General features: G+C 67.8%; 1 protein-coding gene (cut by a window edge). It reads left to right on the top strand.

Going from position 1 to position 23,542, the window contains the following annotated elements; all coding sequences use genetic code 11:
- A protein-coding gene (locus tag HNP02_RS06015; protein WP_184436095.1) for a non-ribosomal peptide synthase/polyketide synthase crosses the window boundary here: on the top strand, positions 1 to 23,542 show its 3' portion. 8,048 nt of this gene lie to the left of the window's left edge; 23,542 of the gene's 31,590 nt are visible here — the last part of the coding sequence; the start codon falls outside the window, past its left edge; its stop codon occupies positions 23,540 to 23,542.

Raw genomic sequence — 23,542 nt, 5'->3', positions numbered from 1 at the left:
CTACCGCTACGACGTGGTCATCCACGAGGCGCCCGCCCTTGTGCACTCACTGGCCGAAACCCCCATCTGGCCATGGTCGGACGCAATCGATCTGCAAGACCGATTGGCCGTCCAGCGTCCCGATGCGGTCCGCATTACCGACATTCCGCGTGCCGGTGTGATGACAGACGTTCGACTCGAGAAGGCTCTGGGTTCCGGGTTGTCGATTCTCCCGTCGCTTCGCTCGCCCCATCCGCTGGCCGGCGCGCTGGCCGATGATCCCGAAACACACAACGCCACAACCGAACAGCTGCACCGCCTCGGTGAGGCTGCCGGATACCGTGTCGCCATCACCTGGGGTCGGGCGCCCGGCACCGTCGATGCTGTTTTCGTCACGCCTGACGACACGGTCCTGACCGACCTGTACCTACCCGTCGTACATCAGCACGTGCACGCCAACGAACCCCACAGCAGCACCAAGATCAGCGCGGTGCGTCAGCGATTGAGCACGTGGCTGCCTGATTACATGGTGCCGCCACACATCGTGGTACTCGACGAGATGCCCTTGACCTCCTCGGGCAAGCTGGACCGCAAGGCACTGCCCGCACCCGAGTACTCCGACGGCGACGGCTACCGTGCACCGGCGGGCGTGGTCGAAGAGATTCTGGCCGATATCTACGCCGACGTCCTTGGCGTGCAGCGGGTCGGAGTGGACGATTCGTTCTTCGACCTTGGCGGAGACTCGCTGTCCGCGATGCGACTGATCGGTGCCATCAATTCCAGCCTGGACGTCGACCTTTCGGTGCGCACCGTATTCGAGGCGCCCACGGTTGCCGAGTTGGCACCCTGCATCGGCGGCGATGCGGCCCAGCTGGAACCGCTGGTGGCGGGTCAGCGGCCCGCGGTGGTGCCATTGTCGTTCGCCCAGAATCGGTTGTGGTTCTTCGACAAACTGCAGGGACCCTCGGCAATCTACAACTTGGCGGTGGCGTTGCGGCTGCGTGGGCGGCTGGACGCCGATGCGCTGCACGCCGCGCTGGCCGACGTCGTGGCCCGCCACGAAAGCCTCCGCACCCTGTTCGCCGCCCCGGAGGGCACACCTGCGCAGATCGTCCTGCCGATCGAGCAGGTCGACATCGGCTGGGACACAATCGATGCCGGTGGATGGTCGGCCAACCGGCTGGATGACGGCGTGAGCGCGGCGGCCCGCTACACGTTCGATCTGACCACCCAGATCCCCTTCCATGCCACCCTCTTCCGGGTAGCCGACGACAATCACGTGCTGGTGGCGGTGGTGCATCACATCGCCGCCGACGGCTCGTCGATCGCGCCGTTGGTGCGTGATCTCGGCCTGGCCTATGCCAGCCGTTGTGCGGGACAGGCCCCCGGTTGGGCGCCGCTGCCGGTGCAGTACGTCGACTACACCCTGTGGCAGCGCGCGCAGTTCGGCGAGCTCGACGACCGTGACGGCCCGATCGCCGCGCAGCTGGACTATTGGGAAGAGGCCCTGGCCGGCTTGCCCGAACGGCTTCAGATTCCGACCGATCGGCCCTACCCGCCGGTGGCCGATCACCGCGGTGCCCGCGTGTCCGTGCAGTGGCCGGTGGAGCTACAGCAACAGGTCCGCCGCGTGGCACGCGAACACAACGCGACCAGCTTCATGGTGATCCAGGCCGCTTTTGCCGCTTTGCTCGCCAACATCACCGCGACTTCCAATGTCGCGGTTGGGTTTCCGATCGCTGGGCGTCGAGATGCAGCGCTGGACGACGTGGTCGGCTTCTTCGTCAACACCTTGGTGTTGCGTGTCGACTTGGGAGAACATCCAGACGGTGACCCGACTTTCGTCGAGCTGCTGGCCCAGGTGCGCCGGCGCAGCCTGGCCGCCTACGAGCATCAAGACGTGCCCTTCGAGTCACTGGTAGAACGCCTCAACCCGACCCGCAGCCTGACCCACCACCCGCTGGTTCAGGTGTTGTTGGGCTGGCAGAACTTCTCCTGGCAGACGAACGACGCCGCCGGGTTGGCGTTGGGCGACTTGCAGGTGACACCGTTGTCGGTGGATACCAAGACCGCCCGGATGGATCTGGCCTTCTCGCTGGGCGAGCGGTGGGGTGAGGGCGCAGAGCCCGCGGGACTCGACGTGATGGTGGAGTTCCGCACAGACGTGTTCGACGCGGAGAGTGTCGAGGCGCTCATCGGCCGGTTCGAGCGCGTGTTGTCGGCGCTCACCGCTGATCCGTCGCGGCGGCTGTCGTCGGCGGATCTGCTCGACGAGTTGGAACGTAGCCGGTTGGACCGCTGGGGTAACCGCGAGGTATTGAGCCGGCCTGCCGCCGTTGCGACGGTGCCGGAGTTGTTCGCCGCGCAGGTGGCCCGCACTCCGGAGGCGGTGGCGCTGGTGTGCGAGGCGCGGTCGTTGACCTACCGGGAACTCGACGAGGTGTCGAACCGGTTGGCTCACCTCTTGGTCAGCCGCGGCGCAGGACCGGGACAGGCTGTGGCGCTGATGCTTCCGCGGTCGGCCGAGGCCGTCGTGGCGATCCTGGCGGTGCTCAAGTCGGGCGCGGCCTATCTGCCGATCGACCCGGCGCTGCCGTCGGCGCGGATCGAGTTCATGCTCGCCGACACCGCGCCGGTCGCCGCGGTCACGACGAGTGATCAGGCGGACCGGTTCGCCGGGTACGGCGTCAACCTCATCGACCTCGATCTCAATGCCCCCGTCAACGAGACCCAGCCCACCACGGCACCACCCGGCCCGGCACCCGACGACGTGGCCCACATCATCTACACCTCCGGCACCACCGGGATGCCCAAGGGCGTGGCCGTCACCCAGTACAACGTCACCCAGTTGTTCCAGGGGTTGGAGATCGGCTTCGAACTGGGCCCAGATCTGGCACCGCAACAGGCGTGGACGCAATTCCACTCATATGCGTTCGACTTCTCGGTGTGGGAGATCTGGGGTGCGCTGCTGCACGGTGGGCGGCTGGTGGTGGTACCCGATGCGGTGGCACGCTCGACGGAGGACTTCCACGATCTGCTGGTTCGTGAGCGGGTCACGGTGTTGACCCAAACGCCTTCTGCGGCAGCGGTGTTGTCGACGGAGGGCTTGGAGTCGGTGGCGTTGGTGATCGGCGCCGAGGCGTGTCCGCCGGAGATGGTGGATCGGTGGGCGCCGGGTCGGGTGATGGTCAACGTCTACGGTCCGACCGAGACGACGATGTGGCTGTGCAAGAGCACACCGCTGAAGCCGGGGTCCGGTGCTCCGCCGATCGGTTCGCCGACGGCGGGGGCGGCATTCTTCGTGCTCGATGAATGGTTGCGGCCCGTGCCACCCGGGGTGGTCGGTGAACTGTATCTGACGGGTCGCGGTGTCGGCATCGGCTATTGGCGTCAAGGGGCGCTGACGGCGTCGCGATTCATGGCCTGCCCATTCGGGCAGCCGGGCACGCGGATGTATCGCACCGGGGACCTGGTGTCCTGGCGCCCCGATGGGCAGCTGGACTACTTCGGGCGTGCCGACGAGCAGGTCAAGGTCCGCGGCTACCGCATCGAATTGGGTGACGTGCGTTCGGCTTTGGCAGCGGTGGCCGGGGTGGAGCAGGCGGTGGTGATCGCCCGCGAGGACCGCCCCGGTGACAAACGGCTGGTTGGCTACATCACCGGTACCGCTGACCCAATCGCGGCGCGCAGTGCAGTGGCCAAGCATCTCCCTGCGTACATGGTGCCCGCTGCGGTGGTCGGGTTGCCGGTGCTGCCCGTCACGGTCAACGGCAAGTTGGACACTCGTGCGCTGCCTGCGCCGGATTACCAGGACGCTGCGCGTTACCGTGCCCCGGACGGTGCAATCGAGGAGACTCTGACCGCCATCTACGCGCAGGTGCTCGAAGTGGAACGGGTCGGGGTCGATGACTCGTTCTTCGACCTCGGTGGGGATTCACTGTCGACGATGCGCCTGATTGCGGCGATCAACGCCGCCCTCGGCGTCGACCTTCCGGTGCGGACGGTGTTCGAGGCGCCCACTGTTGCCCGGTTGGCGCCGCGGGTCGGCAAGGGCGCGTCGCCCCGGGAGCCGTTGCTGGCGGGGGAGCGGCCCGCGACCATTCCGTTGTCGTTCGCCCAGAACCGACTGTGGTTCGTCGACCAATTGCAAGGCCCGTCACCGGTTTACAACATGGCGGTGGCGCTGCGGCTGCGCGGGCCGCTCGATGCCGACGCGCTGCACGCGGCGCTTTCCGATGTGGTCGCCCGCCACGAAAGCCTGCGCACCGTCTTCACCTCGACGGACGGCGTTCCTGCGCAGGTGATCATTCCCACCGAACAGGTCGACGTCGGCTGGGAAACGGTCGATGCCGGTGAATGGCCCGAAGACCGGCTCGCCGACGCCGTCCGCGCGGCGGCACAGTACGCCTTCGATTTGTCCGCGGAAATCCCCTTGCGGGCCAGCCTCTTCCGGTCGAGCGACGACGAACACATGCTGGTGGCCGTGGTGCACCACATTGCCGCCGATGGATGGTCGCTGCGGCCCTTGGTTGCCGATCTGGGAATGGCGTATGCCAGCCGGTGTGCCGGGCACGCGCCCGGTTGGGCCCCGCTGGCGGTGCAGTACGTCGACTACACGCTGTGGCAGCGCGCGCAACTTGGCGAACTCGATGCTCCCGACAGCCCGATCGCCGCGCAGGCGGCCTATTGGGAAGACGCCCTGGCCGGCATACCGGAACATCTCGACCTGCCAACGGATCGGCCGTACCCGCGGGTGGCCGATCAGCGCGGCGCCACGGTCGAGGTGGATTGGCCCGCCGAGGTGCAGCAGCAGATCGCCAGGATGGCCCGTGAGCACAACGCGACCAGCTTCATGGTGATACAGGCCGCCCTAGCGGTGCTGTTGTCCAACCTGAGCGCCAGTTCCGATGTGGCCGTTGGCTTCCCGATCGCCGGTCGCCGCGATCCCGCGCTCGACGACCTCGTCGGCTTCTTCGTCAATACCCTCGTGCTGCGGGTCGACCTGACCGGAAACCCCACGGCCGCCGAGCTCCTGGCCCAGGTGCGGGCCCGCAGCCTGACCGCCTACGAGCACCAAGACGTGCCCTTCGAGGTCCTGGTGGAGCGGCTCAACCCCGCCCGCAGTCTCACCCACCACCCGCTGGTGCAGGTGATGCTGGGTTGGCAGAACCTGCCATGGCAAAACGATGACACCGCAGCCGGATTGGCCTTGGGCGAACTAGAGGTCACACCGCTGCCTGTCGACACCCAAGCGGCCAGAATGGATCTGGCGTTCTCCCTGTCCGAACGCCGGGACGTGACAGGCGAGCCCGCCGGTATCGGTGGCATCGTCGAATTCCGCACCGATGTGTTCGACGCGGCAAGCGTCGAGACGTTGGTGGAGCGGTTGCGCCGCGTGTTGATCGCGATGACCGCCGACCCCACGCGGGCGTTGTCGTCGGTGGATCTGCTTGCCGAACCGGAGCGCGTGCGTCTTCATGCCATTGGCAATCGCGAGGTGCTGACCCAACCGGCGGCACATCCGTCGATTCCGGAGCTGTTCGCCACTCACGTCGCCCGCACGCCGGGGGCGGTGGCGGTCAGTGGCAGTGGCCGGTCGATGACCTACTCAGAGTTGGATGCGGCGTCGAACCGGTTGGCGCACTTGCTGGCCGGCCACGGCGTCGGTCCGGGACAGTGTGTGGCGCTGCTGTTGTCTCGGTCGGCCGAGGCGATCACGGCGATTCTGGCGGTCCTCAAGACCGGGGCGGCGTACCTGCCGATCGACCCGGGGCTGCCGTCGGAGCGGATCGAGTTCGTGCTGTCGGACGCGGCACCGGTGGCGGCGCTCACCACCGGCGAGTTCGTACATCGGCTGGCTGGATTCGTCGGGGTAGTCGTGGACGTCGAGGGTCCCGCAGACCCGTCCGTCGGCACCGATCCGGATACGAGCATCACGGCAGCGGACCCCGACGACCTCGCGTACGTGATCTACACCTCCGGCACCACGGGTGTGCCCAAGGGCGTGGGATTGACTCATGCCAACGTGACTCAGCTGCTCGGGTCGCTGGACGCCGGTCTGCCTGCGGCCGGGGTGTGGAGCCACGGCCACTCGCTGGCGTTCGATGCGTCGGTGTGGGAGATCTTCGGGGCGCTGCTGAGGGGCGGCCGGGTGGCGGTGATCCCGGACGCGGTCGCGCGTTCGGCAAAGGACTTGCACGCGATATTGGTCGCCGAAGGGGTCACGGTGTTGACCGAGACCCCGTCCGCGGTGGCGGCGCTGTCGCCGCAGGGGCTGGAGTCGGTGACGCTGGTGGTGGTCGGAGAGGCCTGCCCGCCGGAGGTGGTGGACCGGTGGTCCTTCGGGCGGGTCATGGTCAATGCCTACGGGCCGACCGAGACCACGATGTGCGTGGCGATCAGCGCCCCGCTCGCGCCGGAAACCGGTGTGGTGCCCATCGGGTCGCCGGTGCCGGGGGCGGCGTTGTTCGTGCTGGACGGCCTGTTGCGGCCGGTGCCGCCAGGAGTGGTCGGCGAGTTGTACGTGGCGGGCGCCGGGCTGGGTGTTGGCTACCTGCGCCGGCCGCCGTTGACCGGATCCCGCTTCGTGGCATGCCCGTTCGGGGCGCCCGGGCAGCGCATGTACCGCACGGGGGACCTGGTGTGCTGGGGCGCCGATGGCCAGCTGCGGTACTTGGGCCGGGCCGACGGGCAGGTCAAGATCCGTGGTTACCGCATCGAACTTGGCGACGTCCAAGCCGCATTGAGCGCGCTCGACGGGGTCCGGCAGGCCGTCGCGATCGCGCGCGAGGACCGCCCCGGCGACAAACGACTGATCGGGTACGTGACCGGTGACGCCGATCCGGCCGACGTGCGCGCCGCACTCTCCGATCGACTCCCGGCCTACATGGTCCCCGCCGCGATCATGGTGCTCGACGCGCTGCCGCTGACCCCCAACGGAAAACTCGACACGCGCGCACTGCCCGCGCCCGAATACGCCGTCGGTGTCTACCGCGCGCCAGCCAGCCCAGTCGAGGAAATCCTGGCCGGGATCTACGCGCAAATCCTGGGCGTCGACCAAGTCGGTGCCGACGACTCCTTCTTCGAGCTCGGCGGGGACAGCATCACCGCGATGCGGCTCATTGCCGCCATCAACGCAAGCCTGCACGCCAACCTTGCGGTCCGGACTCTGTTCGAAGAACCCACGATCGCGGAGCTGGCGCCTCGCATCAGCGTGGGTGCGGGGTGGCTGGAGCCGCTGGTGGCGGGTGAACGCCCGGCGGTGATTCCGCTGTCGTTCGCCCAAACCCGACTGTGGTTCCTCGAGCAGTTGCAGGGTCCCTCGGCGGTCTACAACTTGGCGACGACGTTGCGGTTGTCCGGAGACCTCGACACCGACGCGCTGCGCGCCGCGATGGGCGACGTGGTCGCCCGGCACGAGAGCCTGCGGACTCTGTTCGTGGCACCCGACGGGATACCGCAACAGGTCGTAATCCCCGTCGACCGAGCAGAATTCGGCTGGCAAGTCACCGACGCCATCGACTGGCCGACGGCGCGGGGAACTCACGCCTTGGATGAAGCCATAGCCGCAGCGACGCGCTATGCCTTTGATCTATCCACCGAAATACCCATTCGGGCAATCCTCTTCCGGGTCGCCGAGGACGAACACGTGCTGGTCGCCGCGGTGCACCACATCGCCGCCGACGGCTGGTCGATCACGCCGCTGGCGCGCGATCTGAGCGTGGCGTACGTCGCTCGATGCGCCGGGCGAACGCCGGCATGGGCCGAACTGCCGGTGCAGTACGTCGACTACACGCTGTGGCAGCGCGCGCAATTCGGCGATCTGCAGGACAGTCACAGTCCCATCGCCGGGCAACTCGCCTACTGGGAGGATGCGCTGGCCGGGCTACCCGAGCGGCTGCAGCTGCCAACCGATCGCCCCTACCCGCAGATCGCCGACCAGCGCGGCGCCACCGTGGCGGTCGAGTGGCCGGCCGAGCTGCAGCAGCAGATCGCCAGGGTGGCCCGTGCCCACGACGCCACCAGTTTCATGGTGGTCCAAACTGCGCTGCTTACTCTCCTATCTAGGATCGCCGCCACTTCCGATGTGGCCGTTGGCTTTCCGATCGCCGGCCGGCGTGATCCCGCGCTCGACGACCTCGTCGGCTTCTTCGTCAACACGCTGGTGCTGCGGGTCGACCTTTCGAGTTATCCAGCCGGTGATCCTACTTTTATCGACCTGCTGGACCAGGTGCAGCAGCGCAGCCTGGCTGCCTACGAGAACCAGGACGTCTCCTTCGACGTGCTGGTGGAGCGGCTCAACCCCGCCCGCAGCCTGACCCATCACCCGCTGGTCCAGGTGATGCTGGCCTGGCAAAACCTTCCCGGACTCGGGGGTGGCCCCAAGAACGGCGCAGCAGGCCTGACCCTCGGCGACCTGCAGGTCACACCAATGCCGGTGGACACCAAGACCGCCCGGATGGACCTGACACTCTCACTCGGGGAACGCTGGACCGAGGACGGCGAACTCGCGGGGATCGGCGGGACCGTCGAATACCGCACCGACGTCTTCGACGCCGCCAGCATCGTCACGCTCATCGGACGGTTGCAGCGGCTACTCACGGCCATGACCGACGACCCCAGTCAGGCACTCTCGTCGGTGGATCTGCTTGACGATCAGGAGCGCGCGCGCCTCGATGAGATCGGCAACCGAGCGGCATTGACCCAGCCGGGAATGGACGCGTCGATTCCGGAACTGTTCACCGCTGCGGTCGAGCGCACCCCGGATGCGATGGCGCTCACCTGTGAGGGCCGGTCATGGACCTACCGGGAACTCGACGAGGCCGCCAACCAGATGGCACAGCTGCTGGCCGCTCGCGGCGCGGGTCCGGGACAGTCTGTGGCGCTCCTGTTTTCGCGGTCCGCCGAGGCGATCATGTCGATACTGGCGGTACTCAAGACGGGGGCTGCCTACCTGCCGATCGACCCGGCACTCCCGTCGGCACGGATCGGGTTCGTGCTCGGCGACGCCACCCCGATCGCGGTCATCACCAGCACGGATCTGGCGGGACGACTCGACGGCTTCGAGGTACCGGTGTTGGACGTGAACGATCTCGAGGTCGACACGCAGCCTGCCACGCCGCTGCCCTCGCCTCGCCCGGACGACATCGCCTACCTGATCTACACCTCGGGCACCACCGGTGTGCCGAAGGGTGTTGCGGTTACTCACCGCAACGTCACCCAGCTGCTGGCCTCGCCGCACCCGGTGGGATCAAAGGGCGGCGGCTTGCCGAGCACTGGCGTCTGGTCGCAATGGCATTCACTGTCGTTCGACGTGTCGGTGTGGGAGATCTTCGGCGCGTTGCTTCATGGCGGCCGGCTGGTCGTCGTGCCCGAATCCATAGCGCGTTCACCGGAAGACCTGCACGCTTTGATCGTCGCCGAACAGATCACCGTGTTGAGCCAGACCCCGTCTGCGGCGGGAGCACTCTCGCCCACCGGTTTGGATGGCATCACATTGGTCGTGGCCGGGGAGGCGTGCCCGGCCGAGCTGGTGGAGCGGTGGGCACTGCCCGGCCGGACGATGATCAACGCCTACGGGCCGACCGAGGCGACCGTCTATGCCGCGATCAGTGCACCACTCACGCCGGAGCCAGGGGTGGTGCCGATCGGGTCGCCGGTGCCGAAGGCCGCGATGTTCGTCCTCGACGGCTGGTTGCGGCCCGTCCCGGTCGGTGTGGTCGGGGAGTTGTACGTGGCAGGCGCCGGCGTGGCGTCGGGGTACGTGCGCCGGGGCGGGCTGACCGCGTCGCGGTTCGTGGCCTGCCCGTTCGGTGAACCCGGCGCGCGCATGTACCGAACCGGGGATCTGGTGCGGTGGCGCGCCGACGGGCAGCTGGACTACCTGGGTCGCGCCGACGAACAGGTCAAGATCCGCGGGTACCGCATCGAGCTCGGTGATGTGCGTGCGGCGCTGGCCGGGCTGCCCGGCGTGGATCAGGCGGTGGTTTTCGCCCGCGAGGACCGCCCTGGCGACAAGCGCCTCGTCGGCTACGTCACCGGGTCGGCCGATGCGGCCGGGATCCGCGCCGCACTGGCCGAGCGGCTGCCTGCCTACATGATTCCGGCCGCGGTGGTGACAGTCGCGGAGCTGCCCCTGACCCCCAACGGCAAACTCGACACCCGTGCTCTTCCTGCGCCCGAATACATCGCGGTCGGATACCGCGCACCGGACAACGCGGTTGAGGAAATCCTGGCAGACATCTACGCCGAGGTGCTCGGGCTTGAGTCGGCGGCTGTTGGTGTTAATGACTCCTTCTTCGACCTTGGTGGCGACAGCATTTCGTCGATGCAAGTGGTGACGCGGGCGCGCGCCGCCGGCCTGACATGCAGGACGCGCGACCTCTTCGTCGAGCAGACCGTCGCGCGGCTGGCCCGGGTGGCGGAGGTCGCCGACCGTGCCGCAGGCGTGGTCGACGAAGGCATCGGGCCGGTGCTGGCCACCCCGATCATCAAGTGGCTGGCCAGCCTGGAAAGCGCAGGCGGCCCGGTGGACCAGTTCAACCAGACGGTCCTGGTGCAGGCGCCGGTAGGGGTCAGCCAGGTCGACGTCGTGGTGGTGCTGCAGGCCTTGCTCGATCGGCATGCCACGCTGCGACTGCGCGTCGACCGCGATGGTGCTTCCGGCGAGTGGTCATTGCTGGTTCCCGACACCGGGACCGTGGACGCTCGTCAGTGCCTGCACACGGTCGACGCGTTCACCGACGAGGCGCTGGTGGCAGCGCGGTCGCGGCTGAACCCCGCCACTGGTGCGATGCTCAGCGCGCTGTGGGTTTCCAGCACCAGCGAGCTGTTCGTGATCGTTCACCACCTGGCCGTCGACGCGGTGTCCTGGCGAATCTTGTTGGAGGACTTGAACATCGCCTGGGCCCAGCACCGGGCCGGGCAGCCTGTGGCGTTGCCGACGGGTGGCACGTCGTTCCAGCGCTGGGCGGCGCTGCTCAACGACCACGCCCGGCACCTGGACGTCGTGGCTAGTGCGGACGCCTGGAAGCGGGTGACTCAGGTTTCCGGGACCGCCGCCTTGCTGCCCGCCGTGCAACCCGCCGTGGACACCTTCGCCACGGCTGGGCACCTGTCCGTGCAGCTGGACGCCGAGACGACCAGCATGCTGTTGGGCGCGGCCCCTTCAGCGTTTCATGCCGGGGTGCAGGACATCCTTTTGATCGGGTTCGCCTTGGCGGCTGCGGAATTCCTTGGCGACGGCAGTGGCATCGGCGGGGTACCGATCGCCATCGACGTCGAGGGTCATGGGCGTCACGAGGAGCTGGACGGCTCAGACAATCAGGTCGACCTGTCCCGCACCGTCGGCTGGTTCACCACCAAGTACCCGGTGTCCCTATCGCTGGGTGGGGTGTCCTGGCAGCAGGTGATCGCCGGTGACGCGGCATTGGGCGCCGCGCTCAAGGACGCCAAGGAGCAGCTTCGCGCGCTACCGGACACGCTGACCTACGGGTTGCTGCGCTACCTGAACGCCGACGTCGACCTCGATGCGTCCGACCCGCCGATCGGATTCAACTATCTCGGACGCCAGTTCGGTGGGGCCGGGCTCTCCGACGATCTCTGGCGGATCGGGGAGGGCTGGTCGACAACCGGTGCCGCTGCGGCCATCCCGATGTCGATTCCGATGCCGCTGATGCACACCCTCGAGCTCAACGCCGGCACCATCGACACCGCGACCGGACCTCGGCTGCACGCCAACTGGACATGGGCGCCGTCGTCGCTCGACCACGCGCAGGTCGCCCGGCTGAGCCAAATGTGGTTCGACGCGCTGGCTGGCATCTGCGCCCATGTGCGAGCCGGTGGGGGAGGACTGACGCCGTCGGACATCGCACCCGCCCGTCTGGACCAGCAGCAGATCGACGAGCTGCAACGGCACCACCGCGTCGCCGACGTGCTTCCCCTGACGCCGGTGCAGCAAGGGCTGCTCTTTCACGCCAACACCGCCAAGGGCTCCCCTTCGAACGACGACGACGACCTGTACGCGGGGCAACTGGACATCAGCGTGACCGGCCGGCTCGACGAGGACCGCTTACGCGCCGCCGTGCACGCGGTGGTCGCCCGGCATCCGAATCTGGCGGCCCGCTTCTACCAGCCCATCCCCCCGGTCGCTTCGCTCCTGCCCACCGAACGCTTCGGCGAACCGGTGCAAGTGATTCCCGCCGATCCCGCGCTGTGCTGGCAGTACGTCGAACTCGACGCCGATGGCGCCGAGGAAATCCAGCGGTTCTGCGCCGCTGAGCGTGCCGCGGTGTGCGACCTCGCCGGCCAGCCGGCCTTCAGGGCGGCCCTGATCCGCGTCGCAGCGGACCGATACCGGTTCGTGCTGACGAATCACCACATCGTGCTCGACGGGTGGTCGATGCCAATCCTGTTGGGGGAGATATTCGCCGGCTACTACGGGCATCGGCTACCTGCGGCGGCGCCCTATCGCAACTTCGTCACGTGGCTGGCCGGCCGCGACCGCGCAGCCGCCCGCGCGGCGTGGGGCGAGCTGTTCGACGGCTTCGACACACCCACGTTGGTCGGCCCGCAAGATGGGCTGGAGCACGGCAGGCGAAGCGTTGACACGTTCGGGCTGCCCGAGGAGATCACCAGGGCCGTCGGCGAATTGGCGCGCTCGTGCCACACCACCGTCAACACCGTGCTACAGGCAGCGTTCGCGCAGCTGTTGTGCTGGCTCACCGGCCAGCATGACGTCGCGTTCGGCACCACGGTCTCGGGTAGGCCTGCCGAAGTCGCCGGCGTGGAATCAATGGTCGGGCTGTTCATCAACACGGTGCCGGTGCGCGCGAACATCACCGCGACCACCACTACCGCGGATCTGCTGACTCAGCTGCAAAGTGCGTACAACGACACCCTCGACCATCAGCACATGCCGCTCAGTGAGATCCACCGAATCACCGGTCAGGACAGACTGTTCGACGCTCTCTTCGCCTACGAGAACTACCCGGTCGACACCGACGCGTTGTCAGGCGAGCACGACTTGACCATCACCGACATCGCCACGCGGGAATCCACCCACTACCCGTTGGCGGTGCAAGCGCAGCCCGGCCACGAACTGAGTCTTCGCGTCGAGTACGACACCGATGTATTCGACGCCGCCGACGTCTCGACGTTGATCGAGCGGTTGGAACGGGTGTTGACGGCCATGACCACGGACCCGGGACGGCCGCTGTCGTCGATGGATGCGCTGGATGCCGATGAGCACACCCAGCTGGATCGTTGGGGCGGCCGGGCGGTTCTGACCCAGCCGGCTGTAGGAACGACGGTGCCGGAGTTGTTCGCCGCGCAGGTGGCCCGCACTCCGGAGGCGGTGGCGCTGGTGTGCGGGGCACGGTCGTTGACGTACCGCGAACTCGACGAGGTGTCGAACCGGTTGGCTCACCTCTTGGTCAGCCGCGGCGCGGGACCGGGACAGGCTGTGGCGCTGATGCTTCCGCGGTCGGCCGAGGCCGTCGTGGCGATCCTGGCGGTGCTCAAGTCGGGTGCGGCCTACCTGCCGGTCGACCCCGCGCTGCCGTCGGCGCGCATCGAATTCATGCTCGCCGACACCGCGCCGGTCGCCGCGGTCACGACGAGTGATCAGGCGGACCGGTTCGCCGGGTACGGCGTCAACTTCATCGACCTCGATGACTTGGCCGACCCCGCTCTCGGCACGCAGCCCAGCACGGCGCTGCCCTTGCCCGCCCCCGAGGACTTGGCTCACATCATCTACACGTCCGGGACCACCGGGATGCCCAAGGGCGTGGCCGTCACGCACCGCAATGTCTGCCAACTGTTCGACTCGCTGGACATCGGTATCGAATTGAGCCCGGCCCTGGCGTCGCAACAAGTCTGGACGCAGTTCCATTCGTATGCGTTCGACTTCTCGGTGTGGGAGATCTGGGGTGCGCTGCTGCATGGTGGTCGGCTGGTCGTGGTGCCGGATGCGGTGGCCCGTTCGGCGGAGGACTTCCACGATCTGCTGGTTCGCGAGCGCGTCACGGTATTGACCCAAACGCCCTCTGCGGCAGCGGTGTTGTCGACGGAGGGCTTGGAGTCGGCCGCGTTGGTGATCGGCGCGGAGGCGTGTCCGCCGGAGATGGTGGATCGGTGGGCGCCCGGTCGGGTGATGGTCAACGTCTACGGTCCGACCGAGACGACGATGTGGCTGTGCAAGAGCACCCCGCTGAGCGCGGGATCCGGGGCGCCCCCGATCGGTTCGCCGACGGCGGGGGCGGCATTCTTCGTGCTCGACGAATGGCTACAGCCCGTGCGAGCTGGCGTGGTCGGCGAACTGTACCTGGCCGGTCGTGGTGTCGGAGTGGGCTATTGGCGTCGAGGGGCGCTGACCGGATCCCGATTCGTGGCCTGCCCATTCGGCGGCGTCGGTGGCCGGATGTACCGCACCGGGGACCTGGTGTCCTGGCGCCCCGATGGGCAGCTGGACTACTTCGGCCGCGTCGACGAGCAGGTCAAGGTCCGCGGCTACCGCATCGAACTCGGCGAAGTGCGCTCGGCGCTGTCCGCCCTGGACGGGGTGGAGCAGGCGGTGGTGATCGCCCGCGAGGACCGCGACCGCGGCAAGCGCCTGGTCGGCTACATCACCGGCACCGCCGACCCCGCTGCGACCCGTGCGCTGCTGGCCGATCGGCTGCCTGCCTACATGGTGCCCGCTGCGGTGGTCGGGTTGCCGGCGTTGCCGATGACCATCAACGGCAAGCTCGACACCCGCGCCCTGCCGGAACCCGAATACACCGCCGGTGTGTACCGCGCTCCTGGCAGCCTCACCGAGGAGATCCTGGCAGGCATCTACGCACAGGTCCTCGGCGTCGAGCGGGTCGGGGTCGATGACTCGTTCTTCGACCTGGGCGGGGATTCACTGTCGACGATGCGCCTGATTGCGGCGATCAACCCCGCCCTCGGCGTCGACCTTCCGGTGCGGACGGTCTTCGAGGCGCCAACGGTGGCGCAATTGGCACCGCGGATCGGTCAGAGCGACGGCCGGCTGCAGCCGCTGGTCGCGGTCGAGCGGCCCGCGGTGATTCCGTTGTCGTTTGCCCAGAACAGGTTGTGGTTCATCGACCAATTGCAAGGCCCGTCACCGGTTTACAACATGGCGGCGGCGTTGCGGTTGAGTGGCGGGCTGGATGTCGCGGCGTTGGGAGCGGCACTCGCCGATGTGGTGGCCCGACACGAGAGCCTGCGCACGCTGTTCACGGCACCAGACGGAACGCCACAGCAGGTCGTCGTCCCCGTCGAGCAGGCCGATCTCGGATGGGACGTCATCGATGCGAGTCGGTGGCCGCCAAGCCGGCTGCGCGAGGCCCTCGAGATCGCGGCACGCGGCACCTTCGATCTGGCCACCGACATCCCGGTGCGGGCTCACCTGTTCCGCGCTGCAGACGATGAGCACGTGTTGGTGGCCGTGGTGCACCACATCGCCGCCGACGGTTGGTCGTTGCGGCCGTTGGTCGATGACCTTGGCGTGGCGTACGCCAGTCGGTGTGCGGGCCAGGCTCCGGACTGGGTGCCCCTGCCGGTGCAGTACGTCGACTACACGCTGTGGCAGCGCGCGCAATTCGGCCGTCTCGATGACGGCGGCAGCCGTGTCGCCGCGCAGCTCGCCTACTGGGACGATGCCCTGGCCGGGCTGCCAGAGCGGGTCCAGCTTCCCACCGACCGGCCCTACCCGTTGATCCCCGACATGGCCGGCGCCACGGTGGCCGTGGATTGGCCGGCCGAGCTGCAGCAGCAGATCGCCCGGATGGCACGTGAGCACAACGCGACCAGCTTCATGGTGATTCAGGCCGCGCTGGTGGCGTTGCTATCGAAGATCAGTGCCAGTTCTGATGTGGCCGTTGGCTTTCCAATCGCAGGGCGGCGTGACCCTGCACTCGATGATCTGGTGGGCTTCTTCGTCAACACCTTGGTGTTGCGCGCCGACCTGGCCGACGATCCCAGTTTCACCGAGCTGCTGTCGCAGGTCCGGGCGCGCAGTTTGGAGGCGTTCGAGTACCAGGACGTGCCGTTCGAGGTGCTCGTGGAGCGACTCAACCCGACCCGGAGCCTGACTCACCACCCACTGGTGCAGGTGATGCTTTCCTGGCAGAACTTCGCGGGACAGCGTGATGCGGCCACTGGTTCGGGGTTGAAGGGCGTTGACGTCACGTCCATTCCGTTGGACACCCAGTCCGCCCGCATGGACCTGACGTTCTCCCTGGCCGAACGCTGGACCGGGGCGGGTGCGCCCGCCGGTATCGGCGGCGAGGTGGAGTTCCGCACCGACGTGTTCGACGCCGAAACCATCGAAACGCTTGTCGCGCGGCTGGAGCGGGTGTTGACGGCGATGGCTGCCGACTCCGAGCGGTCGTTGTCGTCGGTGAGTCTGCTCGACGAACCCGAACAGGCCCGGCTCGACGAACTGACCAACCGCGAGGTGTTGACCGATCCGGCAGGCTGGCCACTAGCGGACGCGGCCATTCCGGAGTTGTTCACTGCTCAGGTCGACCGCACCCCGGATGCATTGGCGCTCACCTGCGAGGGCCGGTCGCTGACGTACCGGGAATTGGACGAGGCGTCGAACCGATTGGCACATCTGTTGGCCGGCCGCGGGGCGCGGCCGGGACAGACTGTGGCGCTGCTGTTCTCACGGTCGGCCGAGGCGATTACGTCGATTCTGGCGGTCCTCAAGACCGGGGCGGCCTACCTGCCGATCGATCCAGCGTTGCCGTCGTCGCGGGTCGAGTTCATGCTCTCCGACGCCGCGCCGATCGCGGTCATCACCACGACCGAGCTGGCCGACCGGCTCAACGGATTCGACGTGACGGTCATCGACGTGCACGATCCCGTCGACCCCGCCGACGACACCCGGGCCGAGACCGACCTCTCGCCGCCGGCCCCCGATGACTTCGCCTACCTGATCTACACCTCGGGCACCACGGGGGTGCCCAAGGGCGTGGCCATCACGCACCGGAACGTCATCAGTCTGTTGGGAGCCCTTGGCGGCGAGTTGCCGCCGGCGGGGGTTTGGAGCCAGTGGCATTCGCTCGCGTTCGACGTCTCGGTGTGGGAGATCTTCGGGGCCCTGCTGCACGGCGGGCGGCTGGTGGTCGTGCCAGAATCGGTCGCGCGCTCGCCGGAGGACCTGCACGCTCTCCTGGTAGCCGAACATGTCAGCGTGCTGACCCAAACCCCGTCCGCGGCAATGATGTTGTCGCCGCACGGACTGGAGTCGACGGCGCTAGTGGTGGCCGGTGAGGCCTGCCCAACGGAGCTGGTGGACAGGTGGGCCTTCCGCGGACGCGAGGAGCATGATCAGCCTGCCCGCGTCATGCTCAACGCGTACGGCCCCACCGAAGCCACCATCTACGCGACGGTCAGCAGACCGTTGACCGCGGGATCCGGCGCGGTGCCGATCGGCATGCCAGTGCCGAGGGCGGCGTCGTTCGTCCTTGACGAGTGGTTGCGGCCGGTTCCGATCGGCGTGGTCGGTGAGTTGTACATGGCCGGTGCGGGAGTGGCGTCGGGTTACGTGCGTCGGGGTGGGCTGACGGCATCGCGGTTCGTGGCCTGTCCATTCGGCGCGCCAGGGGCGCGCATGTACCGCACCGGGGATCTGGTGCGTTGGGGCGCCGATGGACAGCTGCAATACCTCGGACGGGCCGACGAGCAGGTCAAGATCCGCGGCTACCGCATCGAACTCGGCGACGTCCAAACGGCTTTGGCCGGCCTCGACGGGGTCGAGCAGGCGGTGGTGATCGCCCGCGAGGACCGTCCGGGTGACAAGCGTCTGGTCGGTTACATCACCGGCACCGCCGACCCGGCCGACGCCCGCGCCGCCCTGTCCAAGCACGTTCCGGCGTACATGGTCCCGGCGGCGGTCGTGACGGTGGCGGCGCTGCCGTTGACCCCCAACGGCAAACTCGACAAGCGCGCTCTGCCCGCCCCGACGTACGGAGACGTCGACCACTATCGCGCTCCTGGCACTGCGATCGAGGAGGTGCTCGCCGGCATCTACGCCGAGGTGCTCGGGCTCGACCGCGTTGGCGTCGACGACCCGTTCTTCGAACTGGGCGGCGACAGCATCATGTCGATGCAAGTCGTGGCCCGGGCGCGTGCTGCAGGGCTGACGTGCCGTCCGCGCGACGTCTTCGTCGAGCAGACCGTGGCCCGGCTGGCTCTCGTGGTTGGCGCGACCGACGGTAAAGCCGATGAGATCGACGAGGGCGTCGGTCCGGTACTGGCCACGCCGATCATCAAGTGGCTGGCTGCGGTGAATGGACCTGTCGACCAGTTCAACCAGACGGTGGTGGTGCAGGCTCCGGCGGGCGTCACCGAAGGTGACGTGGCAGTGGTGTTGCAGGCCTTGCTGGATCGGCACGCGATGTTGCGCCTACGCACCGAAGAAGGAGATCGAATCGGACTGGCTGGCACGTGGTCCCTTCACGTGCCCGAGGCCGGGGCGGTGGATGCACGCCTGTGCCTCGACTCAGTCGACGAATTGTCCGAAGAAGCCGTGGTAGCGGCGCGGTCGCGGTTGAACCCGGCGGCCGGGGTGATGCTCAGCGCGTCGTGGGCTGCCGCGTCGGGCCAGCTGGTGCTGATCGTCCACCATCTCGCCGTCGACGGCGTCTCGTGGCGAATTCTGCTGGAGGACTTGAACATCGCCTGGGTCCAGCATCGGGCGGGGCAGCCGGTGGCGTTGCCGGCGGGTGGGACTTCCTTCCAGCGCTGGGCGGAACTCCTCGGTGAACATGCCCGCACCGCGGGGGTCGTTGCCCAGGCGGACGCCTGGCGACAGGTGGCGGCCACACCCGCTGCGCTGCCCGCGGTGCGGCCCGAGGTCGACACCTTTGCCAATGCCGGGCAGCTGTCGGTTTCGCTTGACGACGCCGACGTGGTCCGGACGCTGCTCCGAGAGGCGCCTGCGGCGTTCCACGCCGGCGTGCAGGACATCCTGTTGATCGGGTTCGCCTTGGCCGCTGCGGAATTCGTGGGCACCGGCCTTGGCAACGCACCGATCGCGATCGACGTCGAGGGCCACGGGCGTCACGAGGAAGTAGCCGCCCCAGACAAACGGGTCGACCTATCGCGCACCGTTGGCTGGTTCACCACCAAATACCCGGTATCCCTGGACCTGGGTGAGCTGTCCTGGGCGCAGGTGGTGGCCGGAGACGCGGCGCTGGGCGCGGTGCTCAAGGACGCCAAGGAACAGCTGCGCGCCTTGCCCGACGGCCTCTCCTACGGTCTGCTGCGCTATCTGAACGGCGACGTGGACCTCGAAGGCCAGGACCCGACGATCGGGTTCAACTATCTGGGCCGGCTCGGTGGGGGACCCGAGGCATCGGGCGAGTTGTGGCGGATCAGCCGGGACGGCATGTCGGTCACCGGCATCAGTACCGCGACGCCGACGCCACTGATGCACACCGTGGAGCTCAACGCAGGCACCGTCGACACCGACACCGGCCCGCAGCTGCACGCCAACTGGACGTGGGCGCCCTCGGCACTCGACCATGCACGAGTCAGCCGGTTGAGCGAGTTGTGGTTCGAGGCGCTGGCCGGGATCTGCACGCACGTCCGTAGCGGCGGGGGCGGCCTGACCCCTTCCGACGTGGCGCCTGCGCGCATGCGCCAAGAGCAGATCGACGCGCTGGAGCTGCGACACCGGATCGCCGACATCCTGCCGGTAACCCCGCTGCAACAGGGGCTGCTCTTCCACGCCCGCACCGCGCGGGCCAGCGCCGACATGTATGCGGTACAGCTGGATCTGACCGTGACCGGTGCGCTCGACCCCCACCGCCTGCGCGACGCGGTGCGCACCGTGGCGGGTCGGCATCCGAACCTGGCCGCCCGATTCTGCGACGAGTTCGACGAGCCGGTGCAGATCATTCCGGCCGAGCCCGAAATCGCGTGGAATTCCCACGATTTCAGCTCGAACGGCGATCTGAGCGAAGAAGGGATCCAACGGTTCTGCGCCGCCGAGCGCGTCGCCGTCGGCGACCTCGCACATCAGCCCGGGTTCCGGGTCGCGCTGATCCGCACCGCGGCGAATCGGCACCGGCTGGTGCTGACCAACCACCACATCGTGATGGACGGCTGGTCGTTGCCGATCCTGTTGCGCGCGATATTCGCCAGCTACTACGGACAGCGACTGCCCGCCGTCGCGCCGTACCGGAAGTTCATCAGCTGGCTGGCCGATCGCGACCTTGACGCGGCCCGCTCGGCCTGGGGTGCGGTGCTGGCCGGCTTCGACACCCCCACGCTGGTCGGCCCGGCGCAACGGTTCGAGTTGGGCGCCCGAGGGGTGAAATCCTTTGCGGTGTCGGCCGAAACCACGCAAGCCGTTGGTGAGCTGGCCCGCACGTGTCATACCACCGTGAACGTCGTGTTGCAGGCTGCCTACGCGCAACTGCTGATTCAGCTGACCGGTCAGCACGACGTCGCATTCGGCACCGCGGTCTCGGGCCGGCCAACCGACGTGGCCGGGTCGGATTCGATGGTGGGCCTGATGATCAACACCGTGCCGGTGCGCGCGAACGTCACCGCGACGACCAGCACCGCCGAACTGCTCGATCAACTGCAGGACGCGCACAACGAGACGCTCGAGCACCAGCACCTGGCGCTTGGTGAGATGCACCGAATCACCGGACAGGACAAGCTCTTCGACACCCTCTTCGCGTACGAGAACTACCCCGTGGGTGCCGCCGCGTTGGGCGGCAACCACGATGGTCAAGAGCTGGCCATCACCGACTTCAGCAGCCATGAGCAGAACCACTATCCGTTGACGGTGCAGGCGATGCCGGGCCGGGAACTGAGCCTTCGCGTCGAGTACGACACCGATGTCTTCGATGCTGCCGCCATCGAGGCGCTGGTCGCCGGGTTCGAGCGGGTACTGGTGGCGATGACCGCCGAACCCACGCGGCGGCTCTCGTCGGTCGACCTGCTCGATGCCGACGAGCACGCCCGGCTCGGCGAGATCGGTCATCGCGCGGTGCTGTCCGAACCGGCGGCCGCAGCCGTGTCGATTCCAGAATTGTTCGCCGCCCAGGTCGAGCGCGCGCCTGCCGCGATGGCGGTGACCTTCGGCGAGCTGTCGATGACCTATCGCGAACTCGACGACGCCGCGAACCGGCTGGCGCACCTGTTGGTCGCTCACGGCGTGAGCGCGGGGGAGTCTGTCGCACTGCTATTTTCGCGGTCGGCCGACGCGATCGTGTCGATTCTGGCGGTGCTGAAGGCCGGGGCGGCCTACCTGCCGATCGACCCGGCCGTGCCCGCGGACCGACTCGCCTTCATGCTGGCCGATGCCTCACCCGTCGTCGCAATCACCACCAGTGGTCTCGCCGAGCGGTTCGACGGACTGGGCGTAAAGGTGATTGCCGTAGACAACCCTGCGGACCCTGCGATCGACTCCAACCCGTGCACGTCGCTACCGGTGCCCGCCCCCGATGACGTCGCCTACGTCATCTACACCTCGGGCAGCACCGGCGTGCCCAAGGGGGTCGCCGTCGCGCATGGCAACGTGACCCGGCTGTTCGGTTCGCCGGCCACCGGCCTACCGCCGGCGCAGGTGTGGACACAGTGCCACTCCTATGCCTTCGACTTCTCGGTGTGGGAGATCTGGGGTGCACTGCTGCACGGCGGGCGCCTGGTGGTCGTGCCGGAGTCGGTCGCGGCCACACCGGACGAGTTCCACGCCATGCTGGTCCGCGAACGGATCGACGTGCTCACCCAGACGCCGTCTGCGGCCGGGATGCTGTCGCCCGAGGGCTTGGGGTCGGTGGCGTTGCTGGTGGGCGGTGAGGCCTGCCCGGCCGAGCTGGTCGACCGGTGGGCTTCCCCCGCACGCGAGGAGGAAGGTCCGCCCCGCCGGGTGATGATCAATGCGTACGGCCCGACCGAGACCACGGTGTACGCGGCGATGACTGCGTCCCTAAAGGCTGGGCACTCCGGGGCATCCAGATCGGTGCCGATCGGTTCGCCCGTGCCAGGAGCGGCACTGTTCGTGCTCGATGCCTGGTTGCGTCCCGTCCAACCCGGTGTGGTCGGCGAGCTATACGTCGCAGGGGCAGGCGTGAGCGTCGGGTATGTGCGGCGGACCGCGTTGACCGCGTCGCGGTACGTCGCCTGCCCGTTCGGCGGCTCGCCAGGCTCACGCATGTATCGCACCGGGGATCTGGTGCGTTGGGGTGCCGATGGGCAGCTGCAATATGTCGGACGCGCCGACGAGCAGGTCAAGATCCGCGGGTTCCGCGTCGAACCCGGCGAGGTCCAGGCCGCGCTGGCCGGCCTCGACGGCGTCGAGCAGGCGGTGGTGATCGCCCGTGAGGATGGCGCAGGTGGCAAGCGCCTGGTCGGGTACGTCACCGGTACGGCCGACCCCGCGGCGATGCGCGCCCAGCTGGCCGACCGGTTACCGGCACACATGGTCCCGGCGGCGGTGGTGGTGCTTTCGGCGCTACCCATGACGGTCAACGGCAAGCTCGACACCCGCGCGTTGCCCGCCCCGGAATTCCGGGCCGGTGAGTACCACGCTCCGAGCAATCCCACCGAGGACGTGCTGGCAGGCATCTACGGCCGGGTCCTCGACGTCGAACGGGTCGGCGTTGATGAGTCCTTCTTCGACCTCGGCGGGGACAGCATCTCGGCGATGCGCCTGATCGCGGCCGTCAACACCAGCCTGAACGCCGACCTCTCGGTGTCGACCGTCTTCGAGGCGCCCACCGTGCGAACGTTGAGCGAGCGGTTACTGACGAACACCGCGTCGGCGGGAGAGATAGTCCCCGTTCAGGTTCTGAAGGACGGCGCCGGTGTTCCGGTGTTCTGTCTGCATGCGGTGAGCGGGGTCAGTTGGCCCTATCAGGTTCTTGGTGGTTACCTCGACGGCCCGATCATCGGGATCCAGCAAGCCCCGGACGGCGACGATGGCGAGGCACCACGATCGATCCGCGACATGGCGGCCAACTATGCCGACAGGATTCAAGCTATTCATCCGGACGGCCCGTACCACCTGCTTGGCTGGTCGTTTGGCGGCGTCGTCGCGCATGAAGTCGCCTCGGAGCTCGAGCGGCGTGGTGGCGCCGCACGGCTCGTCCTGCTCGACGCCGAGCCCAGTCTCAGCAGCATGGCGAGCCACGCCGTGGACAGGAAGCAGCTGGACGAACTGGTTGGCGAGCCAGGCGGCGCTGAATTTGCTGGATACGGTCAGCTGCTGGATCAGATGGTGGACAATTTCAACACCAACATCGCGTTTTACCGCGACCACGAAGCCGGTGTCTTCAATGGTGATGTGATCATGTTCTCCGCTGAGCGGGACGAGAGCGACCGAAGTGATTCCCCGTCGCTTCGCTCGCCTCGAAGTGATTCCCCGTCGCTTCGCTCGCCTCGAAGTTCGTTCCTGCACCGAAGCTGGCGACCGCACGTGGCCGGCGACATCGTCGTGCACTCGATCGACAGCACCCATCAGGCAATGTTGACCACCGAAGCGCTGAGTTCGTACGGCCGGCAGCTCGGCCAGTTGCTCAGCGGTGAGACGATGTGA

The sequence above is a fragment of the Mycobacterium sp. AZCC_0083 genome, assembly GCF_014202335.1.
GTDB lineage: Bacteria > Actinomycetota > Actinomycetes > Mycobacteriales > Mycobacteriaceae > Mycobacterium.
The sequence above is the reverse complement of the archived record's forward strand: the minus strand, read 5'-3'. Positions and strand labels throughout refer to the sequence as shown.